Annotated in this window: 16 protein-coding genes; 13 read left to right on the top strand and 3 right to left on the bottom strand. The window is 38.3% G+C overall.

The annotated features are described in order from the left end of the window. Window positions 1–396: 396 nt before the first annotated feature. The 13 genes from CIL03_RS11630 (at window position 397) to CIL03_RS11570 (ending at window position 16,122) form a co-directional block, all read left to right on the top strand. Window positions 397–4,401, top strand: a complete 4,005-nt coding sequence (locus CIL03_RS11630) for an FIMAH domain-containing protein (protein WP_165767947.1) — start codon at window positions 397–399, stop codon at window positions 4,399–4,401. A gap of 535 nt (window positions 4,402–4,936) precedes the next feature. Continuing rightward, window positions 4,937–5,929: a Gfo/Idh/MocA family protein gene (locus CIL03_RS11625; RefSeq protein ID WP_094886034.1), complete on the top strand. Its 993-nt coding sequence runs from the start codon at window positions 4,937–4,939 to the stop codon at window positions 5,927–5,929. A 124-nt stretch (window positions 5,930–6,053) separates the two neighbouring features. Beyond that, window positions 6,054–7,679, top strand: coding sequence for an extracellular solute-binding protein (locus CIL03_RS11620; RefSeq protein WP_094886033.1), 1,626 nt, complete (start codon window positions 6,054–6,056; stop codon window positions 7,677–7,679). Window positions 7,680–7,767: 88 nt separating this feature from the next. Further along, window positions 7,768–8,718 carry an ABC transporter permease gene (locus tag CIL03_RS11615; RefSeq protein WP_094886032.1) on the top strand — a complete coding sequence of 317 codons (951 nt, stop codon included), beginning with the start codon at window positions 7,768–7,770 and terminating at the stop codon, window positions 8,716–8,718. 13 nt (window positions 8,719–8,731) lie between these two features. After that, window positions 8,732–9,631, top strand: a complete 900-nt coding sequence (locus tag CIL03_RS11610) for a carbohydrate ABC transporter permease (RefSeq protein WP_094886031.1) — start codon at window positions 8,732–8,734, stop codon at window positions 9,629–9,631. A 31-nt stretch (window positions 9,632–9,662) separates the two neighbouring features. Continuing rightward, complete coding sequence (locus tag CIL03_RS11605; RefSeq protein ID WP_094886030.1) at window positions 9,663–10,283, top strand: YesL family protein; 621 nt, start codon at window positions 9,663–9,665, stop codon at window positions 10,281–10,283. A 61-nt stretch (window positions 10,284–10,344) separates the two neighbouring features. Next, window positions 10,345–11,121, top strand: a complete 777-nt coding sequence (locus CIL03_RS11600) for a Cof-type HAD-IIB family hydrolase (protein WP_094886029.1) — start codon at window positions 10,345–10,347, stop codon at window positions 11,119–11,121. A 62-nt stretch (window positions 11,122–11,183) separates the two neighbouring features. Further along, window positions 11,184–11,915: a glycerophosphodiester phosphodiesterase gene (locus CIL03_RS11595; protein ID WP_094886028.1), complete on the top strand. Its 732-nt coding sequence runs from the start codon at window positions 11,184–11,186 to the stop codon at window positions 11,913–11,915. A gap of 16 nt (window positions 11,916–11,931) precedes the next feature. Further along, entirely contained in the window at window positions 11,932–12,417 is a 486-nt protein-coding gene (locus CIL03_RS11590) for an MgtC/SapB family protein (RefSeq protein ID WP_094886027.1), read from the top strand. A gap of 23 nt (window positions 12,418–12,440) precedes the next feature. Beyond that, entirely contained in the window at window positions 12,441–13,493 is a 1,053-nt protein-coding gene (locus tag CIL03_RS11585; RefSeq protein ID WP_094886026.1) for a Gfo/Idh/MocA family protein, read from the top strand. Between the two features lie 53 nt (window positions 13,494–13,546). After that, a complete protein-coding gene (locus CIL03_RS11580) occupies window positions 13,547–14,272 on the top strand; it encodes a hypothetical protein (protein WP_094886025.1) in 726 nt (241 codons plus the stop codon). Next, on the top strand, window positions 14,272–15,246 hold the full coding sequence (locus CIL03_RS11575; RefSeq protein ID WP_094886024.1) for a Gfo/Idh/MocA family protein: 975 nt from the start codon (window positions 14,272–14,274) through the stop codon (window positions 15,244–15,246). Before CIL03_RS11580 ends, CIL03_RS11575 begins: the two co-directional genes overlap by 1 nt. Before the next feature lie 54 nt (window positions 15,247–15,300). Further along, window positions 15,301–16,122: an MBL fold metallo-hydrolase gene (locus CIL03_RS11570; RefSeq protein WP_094886023.1), complete on the top strand. Its 822-nt coding sequence runs from the start codon at window positions 15,301–15,303 to the stop codon at window positions 16,120–16,122. Window positions 16,123–16,763: 641 nt separating this feature from the next. On the opposite strand, the gene galT is transcribed toward CIL03_RS11570, so the two are convergent. Genes galT through CIL03_RS11555 form a run of 3 tightly spaced genes read right to left on the bottom strand, consistent with a single transcriptional unit; the run spans window position 16,764 to window position 20,435 of the window. Continuing rightward, window positions 16,764–18,254, bottom strand: a complete 1,491-nt coding sequence (gene galT, locus CIL03_RS11565) for a UDP-glucose--hexose-1-phosphate uridylyltransferase (protein WP_094886022.1) — start codon at window positions 18,252–18,254, stop codon at window positions 16,764–16,766. Then, window positions 18,244–19,254, bottom strand: a complete 1,011-nt coding sequence (gene galE / locus CIL03_RS11560) for a UDP-glucose 4-epimerase GalE (RefSeq protein WP_094886021.1) — start codon at window positions 19,252–19,254, stop codon at window positions 18,244–18,246. The genes galT and galE overlap by 11 nt, the downstream gene beginning before the upstream one ends. Continuing rightward, complete coding sequence (locus CIL03_RS11555) at window positions 19,251–20,435, bottom strand: galactokinase (RefSeq protein WP_094886020.1); 1,185 nt, start codon at window positions 20,433–20,435, stop codon at window positions 19,251–19,253. The genes galE and CIL03_RS11555 overlap by 4 nt, the downstream gene beginning before the upstream one ends. Window positions 20,436–20,555: the final 120 nt, after the last annotated feature.

The following is a 20,555-nucleotide window of genomic DNA, read 5'->3' as shown; positions in this document are numbered from 1 at the left end:
TCAATTACGGCTTAATATTAGTAAATTACTATATTAGTAATAGGTGTTATCACGATATATGTAAAGTTTGACATACTGAAAACAAAAGAAACATATTACAATAATTTTAAAAAAATGTTAATTTGGAAATTAATAAGTCGGAAAATAATGAAAATACAGATAGTTATTTTTCACTAGAAAATGAGAGGGGTTACATTATATGGGAGATAAATCCTATAAAGGGGGGTGATGTACATATTAAAGCGTTTTTCACAACATGAAAGACATAAGTGAACCGAATTTGGGTTACTATGCAATTTTAATCCAGAAATGAGATTAGAACAAGGGGAGGTAATTTCTATTAAAAGTAAGTTGATTTATTTACTGTCGATTGTATTGATATTTAGTATGCTTCCGTTGAACGGTGGTTCATCCGAGTTAGTTCATGCGGAAGGGGAAAATCAAACGAAGTTGAATGATGGCCAATTGCCGCATTTATTGATTACAGAGGTTATTCCGGATTCGACTAATGTAAACTCGGTGGATGGATATGAATTCGTTGAGGTTTATAACAATACGGATAAGGAAATTAATTTCAAAGATTATAATATTCATTACCGTTATCCAGATGGGCCGGATTATGACCAGATTTGGGGGGCAATTCCAGAAGATGTATGGATAAATTCTGGGGAGACGATGGTGTTTTGGGTCATGAATGGGGGAAACAGCGATCAAACTGTCTCAGACTTCAATGCAAATTACAATACGAATCTAGTTGAAAATGAAAATATTGTGAAGCTTGATGGAAATTCGATTTCTAATAGCCGAAAACGAAGTATGGTTATCGCAACAAATACGGGACATGAGATTGTTCTCGCAACATATAATGATGGTGTTGATGATACACAGCCAGACAAAGGTATTTTCTATAAGTATCCAGAAGATGGATCAAACGTGATGATTCAGACAAGTGCAGGGACAGAACCGGCAACACCTGGTGCTTTAGAAGCTAACCAAGTGCCCGAGACATTAATTAGTGTTGGGGATGATACAATTTCGCCAACAATAGATAATCTAACCGGAAAAACAGAAGTAACACCAACTGAAAACATTGAAATAATTGCAGGTTCGCAAGACGACTCGCTTGTTAAAACATTTACCTTATTTTATAAAAATAATAATCAGAGTGATTTCAAGTCTGTTAATTTAGCGATTAATCGGGAAGATTCTCTCTATCATCATTCGATTAATTTTCTTGATGTTATAGGCAGTGAAAAAATAGAGTACTATTTTGTTGCATCAGATGGTATCAATGAGACAGCAAGTGATACATACGAGATTGATATTGTTGAAGGCAGCGTGGATCCAAGGCTGAATATTTCAGATGGTGATCTATTGACAGGTGAGACAATAATTAAAGGTAATATAAATGGGGTAGACCCTGATGATATTGTTTTATCAATTGACGGAGAAGAAATAACAGAGACTTACGGGTCATTGGAGCAAGAAGCATATTTTGTATTTGAAGGTGAAGGGTTGAATAATGGTGCACAAAATGCTGTGACAATAGAAGGTGAAATTTTACAAATAGTAGAAGGGATAACTGGCTATTCTTCAGTAATTGTACCTGTCGATCCTGAAAAATTTCAGTTAGGGAGCAATAACATGGCAATTCGGGCAGGGGACACAGAAGGGCCTTTTTTTGAAGACACCTTCCCGATTGATCGATATGTAGACGATTTTGATGTACGGAATGTTCGTTTGATTTTGGCTGATGGTACAGCGATAAGAGATTCAGTGTACAGCGATCCAACGGAGGAAATACACATTGGAGATGAAACTTACCGTGCGGCCTATTTTGATTTTGATTTACCAGCAGAAAAACTGACCTCTGCAACCTATAACTTGGATACGAGCACTTTATCTGATGGAGAGCATTTGATTACAGTCTCAGCACCAGGGCATGGAGAAGCAACAGCAAGTGTATTGGTTGATAATAACGGTCCAGTTATTGAAACAACTATTGAAGAAGGGAAACAGTATAAAGGTGAGTTTACAATTGATGTTACAACAGAGACTGAAGGGACAGAAGTGGAAAGTCTTGATGTTACTTTAGATGGCACACCTATTGAAATCCCATATGAAACTTCTTCAGTTGATCTAGCTGCAGGCGACCATGTGCTGCAGGTGACTGCCATTGATAAGGCTGGAAATAAAAGTGAAAAGGCCATCACTTTTACCATAATGGAAGAAATGCCAAATAAACCGGAAGTAAATACCCCGGAAGATGGAGCTATTGGTGTCACTGCAAATCCGGAATTAAGTGTAAATGTTACTGATCCGACGAATGATGAACTTGATGTGACATTTTATCAAGGGCGTAAGTATAATGTGGAGAATAAAGAAAATGTAGCAGCATTTAGAAATGCAGTTGGAACAGAACCTCCACAGGATAAGGTTCCAGAAGGTGAAACTGCGTTAAACGAAGAAGAATATACAAAACTAATGTCATCGGATGACGATTATATTATTACTGATTCAACAGAAAAATTCCCATATCTGAGATTTGAGGTTGAGGTGGGAGAAGATCTTGATGATAAAGATATCGTTGAATTAATTTGGGAAGGAAAGTCACTGGAAGGACGTAAAGTGACGATGTATGCTTGGAATTACAATGAAGCGGAAGAAGGAGAATGGGTTGCCATTGACTCATCTATTTCCGAGACAGAAGAGGATTTTGTACTGACAGCAAATGTCAGTGTTGAAGATTTTGTGCGTGATAATAAGGTAGACGTATTAATACAGGATCAAATTCCACCACCGGAAAACTATGATTATACATTTGCCTGGATGTCGGATACGCAGTTTTATACTGAAATTTGGCCGGATATTTATGAATCTCAAGTGAATTGGATTAAAGATAACCAAGAATCCTTGAATATTGATTATGTATTTCACACGGGAGATATTGTTAATGAAGTAAATGAAATGTATCAATGGGATCGTGCAGATCAATTTATGGGTGTATTGGATAGTGCTGCTGTTCCATATGGAGTACTAGCTGGTAATCATGATGTTGATTTGGAAAATGATAATGACTATACAATTTATTCACAATACTTCGGAGCAAATCGATTCCAAGACAAAAGCTATTATGGTGAGTCATATAAAGATAACCGCGGACATTATGATTTAATATCTTCAAGCGGAAATGATTATATTATGGTCTATATGGGCTGGGGAATTGGTGATGAAGATATAGCTTGGATAAATGATGTACTGGCAGAACATCCAAACCGCAAAGCGATTTTGAACTTTCATACCTATTTGACTCCAGATGGCACCAGATCAGCAATTGGTGAGAGATTATACCAGGAAATTGTTATACCAAATGAAAATGTTGTCATGGTTTTATCAGGACATCTAACAGATAGTGAATTATTAACAGATGAAATCGATGATGATGGAGATGGAACGCCAGACCGAAACGTCTATCAAATGCTTTCTAATTACCAGGGTAACCCTGATGGCGGAGCCGGATATATGAAGCTTATGCATTTCGATACAAGCAGCGAAAAGGTATATGTCAACACTTATTCGCCTTACTTGGATGATTATAACTACTATGATCCGGAAGAATTTCCTGGGAAAGATGAATTCACGATCGACCTGAATTTAGAACCAGAGGTTAAACGGGTAGCAACAGATTATTTCGAAGTGAATGTTTATACAGATGATGAAATTGGAACAGTCGAAAATGTATCAAGCGGTCAAAATGCGGAAATGGAATGGAATGGTTTAGAAGAAAATCAAACCTACTATTGGTATGTGACTGCCAGAGACAACTTTGGCGGAAAATCAATGTCAGATATCCAGCGTTTTACAACTGGTGATGTTATTCCGGCACCGGAGAATTTGCGGGTTACCGGAAAAATGGATACTACTGTTAACTTAGCCTGGGATGCGGTTATTGAAGGGGATAAGCAGATCTCCTATGATATTTACCAAAATGGTGAGCAAATTGCGTCAACAGCACACACAGCTTATGAGATTGTTGGTCTAAATCCAGGAACAGATTATCAGTTCACGGTTACAGCAAAAGATGAGAGCGGCAAGAAGTCGGAGGTAAGTAATCAAATTACTGTAACTACATTGATGAATTTATCCGAAATCCAGAACCTGGTAAATGGATATATCGATTCTGATGACTTAAGAGGGCCATTAGCAAACCAATTGCTTAACAAAATGAAGCAAGCTGAAAAGTTCTTTAATAAGGGTTCAGTAGAGAAAGCGACAAAGCATATGCAGGACTTTTTGAAGCACTTGAATAATGAGTCAATGCAAAGGCATATTTCACCGGATGCAAAAGAAGTGCTTAACCAGGAAGTGAATAAATTGGTGGAATCATGGTTATCAAAATAATATAAGCTGATTCCCTATTAACGATATTACATCTTCTGGTTACCCCCTGCTATATTTAGCAGGGGGTCTTTGTCATGAATAACATACAATGTCAAAAATGACATATTCAAAAAGTCCGGTGAAAATTACACATCGGATCCTTTCGTCAGCTCTTTTCAAAACATTCACTATTAAAAAGGATTTTACAAAAGTATTAGTGTGGTTTAACAGGGAATTAACAAAGATGCGTTAGTATTGCTATTAGAGATTGTTCAAAGAATCTGCCAAAACTGACAAATCACCTAAGAACGAAGAACTATTAAAATTACCTATGTTTTTGAAGGAGAAATTTATTGCCTGTGCATAATCGGTCATTATCTAAACTTTTGTTGAACTGTGCCTGACGTTGATGCTATCAGGTTTTAACAAGTATATGTCATTTATTACATAGCAGAAACAAATGTTACATATTACATATTTTAGAGCTGCATGCTAATTTTGATTATGAGGAAAAAAACAGAAAATAAAGTTTTTAATTCTATATGGGAGTGGGGAAATGTTATCCGTACTTGTGCTGGGTGCTGGGACAATGGGGAAAACTCATATTCGGGCGTATCAGAAAATGAAAAACGTAAAACTTGCTGGGGTTGTTGATATTGGTCAACCGGAATTTCCGGAAAACAATCAATTACAGTTTTTTTCAACATTTGAAGAAGCTATAGCGAAGCTTGATGGAATAGATGCAGTTGATATTTGTCTCCCAACTTTTTTACATAAAGAGTATGCTAAGAAAGCAGCAGTACTAGGTAAGCATATTATTTGTGAAAAACCGTTAGCAAGAACATTGGAAGATTCCAAAGAAATTTTAGATGTTTGTAGGGAAAATAATGTGAAACTCTTTGTTGGTCATGTTGTGCGATTTTTTCCGGAATACAAGCAGGCTAAGGATATTGTTGATTCTGGAATAATAGGGAAACCAGAATTTGTAAGAATGACACGTAATAGCCGTTTTCCCGAATCCTGGAATGATTGGTATTCAAACAAGCAGCGCAGTGGTGGTCTTATACTGGATCTGATCATTCATGATTTTGATTTTTTGAGATGGTGCTTTGGGGACGTGAAAAGTGTAAATGCGAAAAGCCTTCACAGACATAAATACCCAAAAAAAGAATGTGCGCTTGTTACTTTATATTTTGAAAACGGTGTCACAGCACAGGTAGAAGGAAGCTGGTCACACGAAAAATTTGCAACTAAATTTGAATTTACTGGTGATAAAGGGAAGATGGAATTTGATAGTTCCAAGGAAAATCATTTAGTTACAGTAGTTACAAATGATCAATCCGATAAAGATACTGGCATTATACCTGTCAGTCCTGCACTAGTAAGTCCATATTATGAGGAACTGGCACATTTTGCAGCGTGTATTGAAAATGACGAGGAGCCTATCCTGACCCCGGGTGATGCTTATGAAGCAGTAAGAATTTCATTAGCAGCTATAAAATCAATGGAAATGAATCAACCTGTTTATTTAAATGAATGCGTAGAGTGATGTATGTCTAGGCAGGACATCAGAGTTGGATTAGGAATTAAGGGGGGTGATAGTACATACGAAACGAATCAATGGAACTGGAAGGGTTTATTTAGAAGGTAATTATAATTAGGGAGGGTTATTAGTGAAATTAAACAAATTATTTTTATTATTTGTAACAACAATATTTCTAGTACTTGCAGCTTGCAGTGATGATGAAAGTAAAGAGAATAGTGAAGAAGCAGCGAAGAAAGCAGAAGAGAACCTGACGGAATCCGGTCTGCCTATTGTTGAAGAACCGATTTCCCTGCATTTCATGGCAGGAAAGGCTCCAACAACTGCAAGTGACTATAATGAGGTAACTGTTTGGAAAAAGTATCAGGATATGACCAACATTGAAATTGAGTGGGAAATGATGCCTAAGGAAGGGTTGGAAGAGAAACGAAACCTGGCTTTAGCAAGTGGGAGTTATCCAGATGTCTTTTATACAGGTTACATGCCTAATAATGATTTGATTAAATATGGTGAACAAGGTGTTTTTCTTAAGCTTAATGATTTAATTGAAGAACATATGCCTAACCTAACGAAGATATTAGAAGAATATCCAGATATCAAGAAAGGGATTACTTTCCCTGATGGAAATATTTATGCACTTCCTACAATATATGATCCTGAATTTCCATCATTACTGATAGGTTCCAAACCATGGATCAGGGAAGACTGGCTTGAACAGCTCGGAATGGAAATCCCTGAAACAACGGATGAATTTTATGAGTATCTTAAAGCCGTAAAAGAAACAGATCTAAATGAAAACGGTGAAGCGGATGAGATTCCATTTGGCGGTACATCAATAGGCGGGTTAAGACAATTTTTAGCTGGATCTTTTGGAATTAATCATAATGGCAGACAGCATCTATACACCGATATAGACCCTGAATCGAAAGAGATGCGATTTTTCCCAATATCGGACAATTACAAAGAGTTACTTGAATATATGAATAAACTGTATAGTGAAGGATTAATTCATGAAAGCATCTACACGATAGATGCAACTCAGAGTTATGCCCTTGGCTCAGAGGGTCTGTATGGAGGGGCAGTAGTAACAAGTGCGGAAACGACTTATGGTACGGAAGCAGGTGGAAATTTTGTTGGTATGCTTCCTCTGGAAGGACCTGATGGACACCGTAAGTATACCGATATAGGATCACCTTTAGCACATATGGGTGGATTTGTTGTTACAAATGCAAATGAAAATGTGGCAGCTACACTTAGATGGATGGACTATTTCTATAGTGATGAAGGAACAAAGCTGTTCTTTATGGGTGTAGAAGGAGAAACATATGAAGAAAAAGAAGATGGCACAATTGATTATGTAGATGAAATTAAAAACAACCCTGATGGTCTGACGCTCGAACAAGCTTTGAAGGATCATATCACCTGGCTTGGTGGAGGATATCCTGGCATTGTTAAGGAGGATTTCTTCAAAGGAGCCGAGTCTTATCCTTCATCTCTTGAAGCAGCTGAAAAACTTGAACCATATATAATCGAGGAAATTTTACCAAAGTTCACATATACCCAAGATGAAAGCAAGAGAATGGCAGCACTCTCAGCAGATATTGAAAAATATGTAGATGAAATGCAGGATAAATTCATTACTGGAAATATCTCTTTCTCTGAATGGGATAAATACGTAAAAACTATAAAAGATATGGGATTAGAAGAATATATGGAAATTGAAAAAGCAGCATATGAAAGATATCTGAGTAACTAGATTCATATCGTGCGATTAACAGTTATGTATACGGGAGGATATAAATAGTTCTTCCCGTATACCATCTTTTTTAAAGGGAGGTTGCTCAATGCGGCAAAAAAAAGCAGGGGGAAATCCAGCTATTAAAAAGAACCGATTACATCTAACAAAGAAAAACTTTCTGAAGAGTTGGCAATTATACGTTTTCCTTTTACCTGCTCTTACATATTTTATCATCTTTCATTATATTCCAATGTATGGTGTTCAAATTGCCTTTAAGGACTTTTATGCTACTGAAGGAATATTAGGGAGTCCATGGGCGGGTTTTGATCATTTTACAAGATTCTTTGATTCCTACTATTTTTGGAGACTATTGAAAAATACGCTCATTATTAATCTATATCAACTATTATTATTCCCTTTACCAATTATTTTTGCTCTAATGTTAAATGAACTTAGAAATGGGCCCTTTAAAAAATGGTCACAGACACTTACATATGCACCCCACTTTATTTCGGTCGTAGTTGTGGTAGGTATGCTAGTAGCGTTCTTAGATCCGATTACAGGTTTATTAAACCATGTGATTATGGCACTGGGAGGAGAATCGGTACCGTTTTTAACAGACCCGGATTGGTTTAGACATATCTATGTTTGGTCTGGAGAGTGGCAATCATTAGGGTGGGGAACCATTATTTATTTAGCTGCTTTGGCAGGTGTCAATCCGGAATTGCATGAAGCTGCAAAAGTTGATGGGGCAACAAGACTCCAACGGATTATGAATATTAATATTCCATCAATATTGCCTACAATTGTTGTTCTATTTATCCTGAATATTGGAAAATTCATGTCCATTGGCTTTGAAAAAGTATTATTAATGCAAAACACTTTGAACTCTGAAACCTCCGATATTATACAAACATTTGTTTATCAAACAGGGTTGTTGGAAGGACAGTATAGTTTTGCAGCAGCTATTGGCTTATTTGATTCAGTCATCAACATCATTTTGCTGGTAACGATAAATCAGATTGCCAGAAAAACGAGTGAAAATAGCTTATGGTAAGGGGTTGGAATATATGAATAAACAACGCGGCCTATCTGATAAAGCCTTTGATAAACTAAATACATTCTTTGTATTTCTTATTGTTATTGTTATTATTTATCCGCTGATCTTTGTAATTAGTGCATCCATTAGTGATCCCGCAGCAGTCAGCTCTGGGGAAATGTGGTTATGGCCTGTAGATATTACATTTGAAGGATTTAAACTGGTTTTTAATAATGATGCGATATGGCTGGGGTACAGAAATACAATTTTCTATACAATTCTGGGAACGATTATTCACTTAGTTATATTGCTTCCATGTGCCTATGCATTATCCAGAAAGGAAATGATGGCCAAAAAACTTATTTTATGGTTCATTCTTTTTACAATGCTTTTCAATGGCGGATTGATTCCTACGTATTTAGTAATCAAATCATTAGGAATGGTAGATACAATATGGGCAATTGTCATACCTAACGTTGTTGGCGCATGGTCTATTCTTGTGGCGCGGGCCTTCTTCCAGCAAAGTATACCCGATCAGCTGGTGGAAGCGTCGAAAATAGATGGGGCTTCAGACTTTTATATTTTCCGCAAGATTGTCCTGCCCTTATCCCTGCCGATTATTGCGGTAATGGCACTATTCCATGCAGTTAGTTTATGGAATCAATACTTTACAGCATTAATCTATTTGTCAGATTCTAATTTATATCCACTGCAGCTGATACTTAGAGAAATTCTGATTGTTAATGAAATCGGCGGAGAAGGGATGGAAGGCGGCGCAGGCTTGGCGGAGTCATTAGTAAACCAAGTGAAAACAGCTGGACTTGTAAAATATGCAGTTATCATTGTGTCGTCATTGCCTCTTTTAATTGTCTATCCATTCCTGCAGCGATTTTTTGTTAAAGGTGTACTGATCGGGTCTGTTAAAGAATAGATTGAGAACCAATCATCAGGAGGGGTGAGGAGTGAACGGTTTTGTAAATGGCTTTTACAATTTTAGTGTTTGGATTACCAGATTGGCTTATGTGAATTTATTATGGGTGGCCTTTACAATCTTAGGCTTAGGTATTTTAGGTTTGTTTCCAGCCACTGCAGCTATGTTTGCTGTAGTAAGGAAGTGGATGATGGAAGATGAGGATATACCGATATTCAAAACCTTTTGGAAATCGTATCGTATTGAGTTCAAGAAAGCTAATGTTGTTGGGTACATTCTATTATTAATAGGTTATGTCTTATTCGCCGAACTGCAAATATTATGGGCACAGGAAAATACAGTTTACTTTGTCGCAAGCTTCGGTGTTCTGGCTATATTCTTTATCTACTTTATTATTCTGCTATATTTGTTTCCAATCTTTGTCCATTTTAATTTAAAGACGTTTCAATATATTAAATGGCCGGCAATTATCGGTATAATTCACCCGCTATTGACGATTGTGTTAGGTGTTGGAATTCTTTTTATTCATTATTTAACGTTTGTTACACTTCCTGCATTATTGTTTTTCTTTGGTGGAAGTGTCACTGCATATATCCTCATGTGGGGAGCATCTAAAACTTTTTCAAAATATGAACAAGCAGAGACTGCATAATATCTGAAGGAATGATGGAGTGGTTTTTTGCAGGGAATCAATAAAGGAGAGAAAAGTCAGAATGGTTAACTACCGTTTGTTAGCAATTGATTTAGATGAAACATTACTAACAAGAGATAAAAGAATTACAGATGTAACAAAGCATTGGATTTCCAAAGCGGCGGAGGCAGGAGTTATTGTTATTTTTGCCACTGGCCGCGGTCTCCAAAAAATTGGAGAATTCCGTGACGAATTAGAATTGGATACACCGATGGTACTTGTCAACGGCGCGGAAGTATGGAAGAAGCCGGGGCAGCTCTTAGATAGATACTATATCAGCAAGGATGATATTAGAGAATTGCACAATTTGGCAATAAAAGCAAAAGCTTCTTACTGGGGCTATAGTGTGGAAAGTCTAACAGGTCCTGGAACATGGACGGAGGAAATGTTTAAACGTGACTGGATGAAGTTTGGTATTCGCCACAATGAGCATCAGGTAATGGATCAGTTGAGAACACAAGTTGAAAATTCACCATCAATAGAAGTTACAAGATCCTCCATTTCAAATATGGAATTTTCACTAAAGGGAATTACCAAAGAAAGCGGCGTTCGAAAAGTTTGTGAGTACTTAGGCGTTGAAATGGAAAATGTAATGGCGATTGGAGATAATCTGAATGATTTAAGACTTATTCAGTCTGCAGGATTGGGTGTAGCCATGGGCAACGCTGATGATCAATTAAAGCAAGCTGCTGATGTGATAACAGATACGAATGAAAACGATGGGGTAGCAAAGGCTATTCAGCGTTTTATATTTGGCATAAATCTGGAAACTAACAAAGAGTTGTCAAATGTGAAGTAAAGTGGCATCTCTTTAAATGAACTTAAAAAACTTTCAGGAAAACAAAAGGGGTTTTACAAAACATGACAATAATTTTTGCGCATAGGGGAAGTTCCGGCACACACCCGGAGAATACATTCGCTGCATATAAAGAGGCAGTCAGGGTCGGTGCAGAAGGTATTGAACTGGATGTGCAATTGACAAAAGATGATGAATTAGTTGTTATACATGACCATACCGTTGGCAGAACTACCAATGGTACAGGATTTGTCAGGGATTACACATTAGAGGAACTGCAGAGATTGGATGCTGGCGCCTGGTTCCATGAAAGATTTCAAGGCGAAAGAATTCCTGTTCTTAAAGAGGTGTTTACCTGGATGCAGAGTAATGATCTTATCCTAAATATTGAACTTAAAAATGTAACAGTGGATCTGCCCTGCCTTGAAGAGTTAGTTCTTAATGAAATTGAATCTTTTAATCTGGCAGATCGCATCATTATTTCTACTTTTGATCATTATTCCCTAAAAAAAATAAATGAATTAAATCCGAAGATAGAATGTGCCATTTTATATTTGGAGAAATTATATGAACCTTGGAATTATGCAGCGAATATTGGAGCAAAAGGCCTTCATACACACAGCCCGAAAACCGATAGGGTGATGATTAAGGAAGCGGAGCGAAGGGGTTTTCCAGTCAGGGTGTACACCGTTAATCATGAAGAGAGAATAAAGGAGCTTTTGGAAGATGGCTGTTCAGCAATATTTACAGATTATCCGGAAAAAGCTTTAGCTGTAAGAAAGATGGTGGATAAATAGACAGGGGAAATTAAACGTGGAATATTTCAGAGTGTTTTTTATTGAATATGAAGTTTATTTTCAAGTTTTGATAAGTGCATTGCTGGGATTTTTAATTGGCTGGGATCGATCATCAAAGCATAAACCAGCTGGGTTAAAGACGTATACCTATGTAGCGGTGGCCTGTACATTAATAACAATTGTTTCCATCCATAGTGTGGATAGTTTTAGTAATCCTCTCATTGGCACGAGAATGGATCCAATGCGTCTCGCGGCACAAATTGTTTCGGGATTAGGCTTTTTGGGAGCAGGGGTTATTTTAAAGGATGGTTTACAGGTAAAAGGATTAACATCTGCCTCCATGATCTTTTTTGTGGGTGGTGTTGGTATTGGGATAGGTGCCGGATTTTATGGGATTGTAATTTTCGCAACAGTGATCACATTTATCTTGACTAAAATCGGGTTGATTTTTGAGAAGCAAAATGAAAAACCCGGCAGCAAGCAAAGGAAAAGGGCAAAGTAAAATAGCAGAAAGGGGCTGGCACTATGTTAAAAATCGGTGTTATTGGAGTAGGATCTATCTCAAAATCTCACATTGAGCCATATTTGAAAAATGATGATGTAAAGTTAGCGGCATTATGTGATATAAATGTGCAGAGATTAGAGGAAAAAGGTAAATTATATGGAGTTTCGGAGCTGTATCGTGATTATAATGAACTTCTGAAAAACAAGGAAATTGACGCTGTGAGCATTTGTACATGGAATAACACACATGCTGAAATTGCTATTGCAGCATTAGAGGCAGGAAAGCATGTATTAGTAGAAAAACCATTAAGCATGAATGTAGAAGAAGCTTTAGCTGTAGAAGCAGCAGTTGAAAAGTCCGGCAAGATTTTACAGGTTGGTTTTGTGAGGCGTCATGGAGATAACGCTAAACTTCTAAAGTCATTTATTGATAACAATGAATTTGGTGAAATCTATTATGCAAAGGCATCCTGTTTAAGGAGGCTGGGAAATCCAGGTGGATGGTTTAGTGATATTACTAAATCCGGGGGTGGCCCGTTAATCGATCTTGGTGTTCATATGATTGATATTTGCTGGTACTTAATGGGGAAACCACGGCCTGTTTCAGTTAGCGGTAATACTTATTCGAAGCTGGGCAACCGTTCTCATATTGAAAATCTTTCCTTTTATAAAGCGGCCGATTATGATGCAGCATTGAATGACGTGGAGGATTTAACAAATGCATTGATACGTTTTGAAAATGGAGCTTCCCTTTATGTTGATGTAAGCTTTACACTTCAGGCTAAGAAGGATGAAGTGAATGTGAAGCTTTTCGGGGACAAAGGCGGTGCAGAAATTGAACCGGAACTGGCAATGGTTACAGAGAAAAATAATACAATTTTAAATGTTACCCCACAAATCGATAAATTAGGTTTTGACTTTGCCAAGGCTTTTACAAATGAGATTAACCATTTTGTTGAATGCTGTTTGGAAGGGAAGGAGACGATGGCTCCTGTAAGCGATGGACTGCAAGTTATGAGAATGCTGCATGCAGTATATGAATCAGCGGGTACGAAGAAAGAAATATACCTGTAACCGGAAGTATATATAAATTTTTAGAGAGTTTAATGAACTAGGAGGCAGTGAAGATGGCAACGATTATAATTAGCAGGCTTGATAAAATTGATTTGAGAACAACCTATGAAAAAGTTGTTGTACTGAATTCGGTTGATCAGTTAAAGCAAGGTTTAGCTAATGAAACGGAAACCTTTATCGTATCAGCTGTGGATCAGGATACTGATATAATTTTAAAAGCAAATCAAGACACCATTATACCTTCACTTTTTTTAAAGGATGGATATCTGGATAGGGAAGGTTTGTGGGTTTACTTTGATTTGGAGAACTATTCGTTTTTCAAAAAACTGCGTGAGATTGCTGCAAAGGAACAAGGTCAAAAAGGTGTTTTTCGTTTTAAGAGGGTAGTGAATCAGGAGGCAGATAAGTCCGTCATAGCAAGTGACTTATATGTATTGGCTTCATTATTTGGCAAACCGCAAAATGTGGTGGTTAAACATTCAAATCATGACGATTTGCCACACCATACTATTCTAATGGTGAATTTCAGTGGCGGTACAATGGCACATTTGGAATATACATTTTCTGATCATGAAAGCATCGAGTTTGATTGGAGCGGTATCAAAAAGATCATTGAATTTAATAGTAAAGAAATGAGCCCAATTAAACCAAATCATTTTACTTCTCTTCCATTGACGTATAATGCAAGTTCGATAATTGCATCTGCCCATAAGGTGGACCAGGAGCTAATCACTTGTTTAAATAAATATAAAAAAATAGTGGAAGGAGGTACAGTGTAATGAAAATTGGTATGATGAGCTTCGCCCATATGCATGCATACAGCTATGCTAATAGTTTACTGAAATTACCGGGTGCAGAGATAGCCGGGGTATTTGATGATGATGTTGAAAGAGGGGAAAAAGCAGCTGAAAAATATAATACAAAGCATTTTGCTGAACAGTCTTCTTTTTTAGCTGAAGAAATGGATGCCGTTATTATATGCAGTGAGAATATTCGGCATAAAGAAATGGTTATAAATGCTGCTAAGGCCAAGAAACATATCCTTTGTGAAAAGCCGATTGCTACAACAGTTGAAGATGCTGAAGAAATGATTCAGGCATGCGAGGATAATGGAGTTATATTACAAATTGCCTTTCCCGTAAGATTCAGTTCACCAATTCAGCAGTTAAAGGAAATGATCAGCAACGGTGAACTTGGTGATATTGTTGCCTTCCGCACAACAAACCGCGGTCAAAATCCAGGTGGCTGGTTTATTGACAAACAGCAATCCGGCGGTGGTGCCGTTTTAGATCATACCGTGCATATGGTTGATATCATGCGCTGGTATTTAGGCAAAGAAATAACGGAAGTCTATGCAATCGTTGATTCATATTTTCATGATATAGATATTGATGATGCAGGAATCCTTACATTAGAGTTTGAAAATGGTGTTATCGCAACACATGATGCAAGCTGGTCCAAATTTTCGGAATATCCAACATGGGGTGATGTAACAATTGAGGTAATTGGAACAAAGCAGACTGTAAAAGCGGATGCCCTGCAGGAACACTTCAGGTTGTTTGCAAGCGGCAATAAATCATTGAACCATGTATTCTACGGGAATGATATGAACCTGGGTCTGATTCAGGACTTTATAAATTGTGTTGAACATGGCAGGGAACCTTCGATTACAGGGTATGATGGATTGAAGGCTATGGAGGTTGGACTGGCAGCCTATAAAGCTAGTGAAAGTGGAAGAGCGGTTAAATTATAGAATGGCTGGCTGAAGAATGAATCATCACTTGAATAAAAAGGGGCTGTGCATTCAATGAAGATTACGTTTTTAGGAACTGCTGCTGCAGAAGGAATCCCGATGCCATATTGTGACTGCCCAACGTGTACGCACTCTCGCAAGTTCCTTGGGCGTAACATTAGAAAGCGAAGCACGTACTTAATCAACGATGATCTATTGGTAGATATGGGACCGGACTTATTTGCGGCATGTGCAATGCACGATGTCAATTTAATAAATATGAGATACGCATTGATTACACATAGTCATCTGGATCACATATTTGTACAAAATCTGGGTATGCGTGCAAGAAGAATGCATAAGCAAACTGAATTGCCTCAATTAATATTAGTAGCACCACCCTCGGTTATGACCTTGCTTAACTCCTATAGCCCAACAGATGCCGGTATGGAGTTGCAGCGGTACCCGATATTACCATTCGATCGTGTGGATTTATCTGAGTACAAAATCAATACGGTTAAAGCAAAACACTTTCCTGCTGTCGGGGATGCGGTTAACTACATTATTGATGATGGAAAAGGAAAAATACTAATTGCTTCTGACACCGCAACTTACGAAGAAGAAGCATGGGAAGTTTTGAAAAATCTTAAATTGGATGCGCTAGTTATCGAGTGTACAAGGGGATTGAACCTGGAAACAAGCAATGTTCATTTAAATTTGAATGATATGAAAGCAATGATTGATAAAATGCGGGATATTCATGCTATTACGGAAACAACAACGATTTATGCAACCCATTTTTCACATCAGCATTGTCCGCCGCATGAAGAACTGTGTGAAGTTTTGCAAAACATTGGTGTGAACTGTTCATATGATGGTCTTGTTTTAGAGGTTTGATGGTACCCGCCTAGGAAGGGCTCGTTATGCGGTATGACTGACTAGTGGAGACTCTGGGTTAATGTGCATGCAGTGACGAGCGACGTTGCTGGAAAGTCGCGCGAGAACCTCTCGAATTCGCGCGAACCATCCGGAAAGTCGCGCAACAACCATAAAATGTAAGACGATTGCGCGAGTTTGAACTGGGTTCGCGCGACTTTACATAGTTGTCGCGCGACTTTGGGGCAGCCACGCGCGACTTTTAATGCCAGTCGCGCGGATATCCACCAAAACTTACTCAAACCTATCCCATACAATCAAAGCTCAACTTTTCCCTTCAGCCTCTCAAACTAAAGACCATTCAAACTGGAATGTCTGGGAATGTGTACTCGGACTGGTTTGCTGTGAGATTTTTAAATACACATGATTCTTCAACTGGGATTTTGCTGTTCGGCAGGTGTGGAGGGAGGACGCAATATTACTGGATTTCCGAGATACAGCAGCTTTTTAAAAGAAAAAATAGCTGGATACAAATGATCCAACCATTAATTTTTTATTAAAATAGGAGTTTTTCTCTGAAGATCTAATCTTAGAAGCTAATAGAATACGATGGGATTTGAGCCTAGTTAAAAAACATCTCCATCCATCGCATACTAATCCATTTATGTGTTTATAGTTTTTATAAATCGTTTTATTGCAGTCTTCCCATGCTCATCTTGTTTAAATACTCCAGCATCCTCAAGTACTCTAGCGAATTTTTTACCAAGTTCTTTCTCTACAATAATATCTGCTTGCTTATAATCCGAAATAATGCCATAATCCACCTTCATCTGCTCTGCCCACTCCTGATGATATGCTGCAACCTTACCCGATTCACCTAATAAATAGCTTTTTATTTCTGCCAGTTCATCTTTCAATCTTGCAGGAAGAACAGCGAGCCCCATAACTTCAATTAAACCAATATTCTCCTTTTTTATATGATGTACATCAGCATGCGGGTGGAAGATTCCCAGCGGATGCTCTTCTGATGTCCGGTTATTCCGCAGAACGAGATCCAGCTCGTACTCTGTACTACGCTTTCTGGCAATTGGCGTGATCGTATTGTGTGGTGTATCGCCTGTGAAAGCTTTTATATCCGCCAGTTCATCGGAATAGTTTTTCCATGATTGCAAAACATGGTCAGCAGCATTCAATAATGCATCCTTATTTTTACTATTAAGCCTTATAACTGACAGCGGCCACTTTAATACAGATGCAGAAACATCCGCAAATCGATCCAATGTAAAATCAAAATCACTTCCTGCATTGGTCATCGCAAACTCATAACGGCCTGCCTGGTAATGGTCATGACTTAAAATCGAACCGCCGACAATCGGCAAATCAGCATTGGAACCGATAAAGTAATGCGGGAATTTTTCTGTGAAAGTTAATAATTGATCAAACGTTTGTTTAATAATTTTCATGTCACGATGTTCTTCCGAAAGCAGAATGCTGTGCTCATTATAGTAAACGTACGGTGAATATTGCAGGTACCAGTTTTCATCAAGCAATGGCACCTGGATAATGCGGTGGTTTGCTCGAGCCGGATGACCTGTTCTTCCGGTATAGCCTTCATTTTCCATACATAATAGACACTTCGGATAATCCAGTGTTTGCTTCATTTCACGTTCACGCTTGATTTGCTCCGGGTCTTTCTCCGGTTTTGAAAGGTTGATCGTAATGTCCAATTCTCCGTATGCAGTCTCAGCCTTGAAATGGATATTTTTCTGAATCCGGTTCATCTGGATGTAATTGCTGTTTTTACTTAGATTGTAAAAATAGTCGGTTGCTGCTTTCGGAGATTTTTTATATTTTTCATTAAAAGTTTTATTAATCGCGGATGGACGGGCAACAAAACAATTCATGATAGTTGCTGATAGAATTTCCTTTTCATCAAGGACATCTTCTATAACGTCATTTTTCACCGCATAATCCACTATTTTTTCGAGCAGGTTTGGAATTGAGTCATTTGTGCTATGATCAACTTCCTCAGGGAAAGCTTGCAAATTCAAGTGGTTCATTACCTGGTTTTGAACATAAATATAATCTGCCGGTTCAATCAGTTCTGCATCAATTGCTTTTTGAATGAGCCCGGCTATATGCTCATATATCATCATTCTCCACGTCCTTTCCGTAGCCGTGAGGATGGGAAGCGTGCCAGTTCCAGGCATCTTTTATAATTTGTTCGATGGAAGTACGTGCCGGATTCCAGCCAAGTACACGCTTAGCCTTTTCTGCACTTGCGATAAGTGTGCTCGGGTCACCGGCACGTCGTTCACCTGATTTTACAGGTATTTCTTTACATGTAACCTCACGTGCTGCATCAATCATCTCTTTCACGGAAAAACCCTGATTGCTTCCCAGATTGAAAATATCACTTTCCCCGCCATTTTTCAGATAATCAAGTGCAAGCAGATGTGCCTGAATAAGATCCTCCACATGAACATAATCACGGATGCATGTGCCGTCAGGTGTGTCATAATCTTCACCGAAAATTGTTATATGGGATCGCTGGCCAAGTGCGGCCTGTAAAATGATCGGGACCAGATGTGTCTCGGGGTGATGGTCTTCGCCGATTTCTGCCGATTCTCTCGCACCAGCTACGTTAAAGTATCTAAGTGAAATATAGCGGATGCCATGTGCCTGCTCCGTCCATTTCATCAGCTTTTCCATTGTCAGCTTTGTTTCGCCGTATGTGCTGGTTGGATTTGCCGGCATCTTCTCTGTAATTGGGACAGATTCAGGTTCTCCGTATGTTGCTGCAGTGGATGAGAAGACGATATTTTTCACGTCGTGTTCAACCATTGCCTGAAGTAATACTTGAGTACCGTAAACATTGTTATCAAAATACTTGAGCGGTTTCTCCATCGATTCGCCAACTAGTGAGTATGCAGCAAAATGGATCACCGCATCGATGGATTCTTTTTCAAAAACGCTGCGTAAAAAATCAATTTCACGGATGTCGCCCTGATAGAATACTGCTTCAGGGTGAATTGCCTCTTTATGACCCGTTTCAAGATTATCAACGACAATGACATTTTCACCCTGGTCAATCAGCTGATATACAGCATGTGAGCCAATATAACCTGCTCCACCTAAAACTAACACACTCATTTAACCACACCTTCCGTAATTTGTTTTGCGCCATCACCAATTTCTGCGGTATAAAATGTTGGCTGATAACCGATTTTTTCCAAGTAAGTGCTGTTCACGTTTTTCTTAAATTTATCTACCTTTTCCTTTTCAACAATTGCAATAGCACACCCGCCAAAACCTGCGCCGGTCATGCGCGCACCAATGACGCCATCCTGTTCCCAGGCAGCCTGAACAATGGTGTCGAGCTCAAGTCCAGTAACTTCATAATCATGCTGGAGGGAGAGGTGAGATTCATTCATAAGCTTTCCGAAACCATTAAGGTCACCTTGTTTTAACTTTTCAAGCGCTTCTAATGTACGGGCATTTTCGTAAACGGCATGTCTGGCGCGTCTAAGATTTACATCACTTTTAATAAGGTGCTGATGCTTTTCAAATTCTTCCGCTGTCAGCTGTCCAAGACTGGTAATAACGAGTTTTGTCTGCAAATCAGCCAGAGCCTGATCACACTGGGTGCGGCGTTCATTATATTTGGAACCTGCCAGTATTCGCTGTTTGTTTGTATTGATGATGATAATCGCATGATTTTCAAGCATAATTGGAGCATAGCGGTACTCCAGGGTATCGCAGTTTAATAGAATTGCATGATTTTTCTTGCCCATTCCGATCGCAAACTGATCCATAATACCACTGTTAACGCCAATATATTCATTTTCTACCTTTTGTCCAAGCTTCACAAGCTCAAGCTGGTCAATTTTTAAATTAAATAGGCTCGCAAGCAAAACACCTGTCGCCATTTCAATGGAGGCAGAGGAGGAAAGTCCGGCACCATTCGGGATATTTCCATAGTAGAGAATGTCAGCACCTTGAGAGATCTCATGCCCGGCATTTTTAAAATATTGGATCATTCCTTTCGGATAGTTTGCCCAGTCATGTTCTGGATTGCAGAATAAATCGGCCAGATTACACTCGATTATCCCTGCATCCGGAAAATTTATTGAGTGGAAACGAAATTTCTGATCGCTCCTTTTAAGCCCCAATGCGTAGGTTCCAAAAGAGATGGAAGCAGGGAAGACGTGCCCTCCATTATAGTCTGTGTGTTCGCCGATCAGGTTGATGCGGCCAGGGGCGAAGGAGCAGACTGATATATCATCATTGTTAAATACTTTATGAAATTCTTGGATTAGTTCAGATTTAGCCATAAATTCCTCCTATTGTTAAATGAATAGATGCAAATTCAATTTATTAATTAATTTAATTAAGTATATTCTATTATTTATTGGTGAAATAATCAAACTTTTTTATTTAATGTTTCTATAATT

The sequence above is a fragment of the Virgibacillus indicus genome (genome assembly GCF_002266285.1).
GTDB lineage: Bacteria > Bacillota > Bacilli > Bacillales > Amphibacillaceae > Virgibacillus_K > Virgibacillus_K indicus.
This window is presented reverse-complemented; position numbering and strand designations above follow the sequence as displayed.

Bases quoted from the DNA above. Each gene is read 5' to 3' on its own strand.
- CIL03_RS11625 (WP_094886034.1), top strand. From the start codon at position 4,937: ATGTTATCCGTACTTGTGCTGGGTGCTGGGACAATGGGGAAAACTCAT.
- CIL03_RS11615 (WP_094886032.1), top strand. From the start codon at position 7,768: ATGCGGCAAAAAAAAGCAGGGGGAAATCCAGCTATTAAAAAGAACCGA.
- CIL03_RS11610 (WP_094886031.1), top strand. From the start codon at position 8,732: ATGAATAAACAACGCGGCCTATCTGATAAAGCCTTTGATAAACTAAAT.
- CIL03_RS11600 (WP_094886029.1), top strand. From the start codon at position 10,345: ATGGTTAACTACCGTTTGTTAGCAATTGATTTAGATGAAACATTACTA.
- CIL03_RS11595 (WP_094886028.1), top strand. From the start codon at position 11,184: ATGACAATAATTTTTGCGCATAGGGGAAGTTCCGGCACACACCCGGAG.
- CIL03_RS11585 (WP_094886026.1), top strand. From the start codon at position 12,441: ATGTTAAAAATCGGTGTTATTGGAGTAGGATCTATCTCAAAATCTCAC.
- CIL03_RS11580 (WP_094886025.1), top strand. From the start codon at position 13,547: ATGGCAACGATTATAATTAGCAGGCTTGATAAAATTGATTTGAGAACA.
- CIL03_RS11575 (WP_094886024.1), top strand. From the start codon at position 14,272: ATGAAAATTGGTATGATGAGCTTCGCCCATATGCATGCATACAGCTAT.
- CIL03_RS11570 (WP_094886023.1), top strand. From the start codon at position 15,301: ATGAAGATTACGTTTTTAGGAACTGCTGCTGCAGAAGGAATCCCGATG.
- galT (WP_094886022.1), bottom strand. From the start codon at position 18,254: ATGATATATGAGCATATAGCCGGGCTCATTCAAAAAGCAATTGATGCA.
- galE (WP_094886021.1), bottom strand. From the start codon at position 19,254: ATGAGTGTGTTAGTTTTAGGTGGAGCAGGTTATATTGGCTCACATGCT.
- CIL03_RS11555 (WP_094886020.1), bottom strand. From the start codon at position 20,435: ATGGCTAAATCTGAACTAATCCAAGAATTTCATAAAGTATTTAACAAT.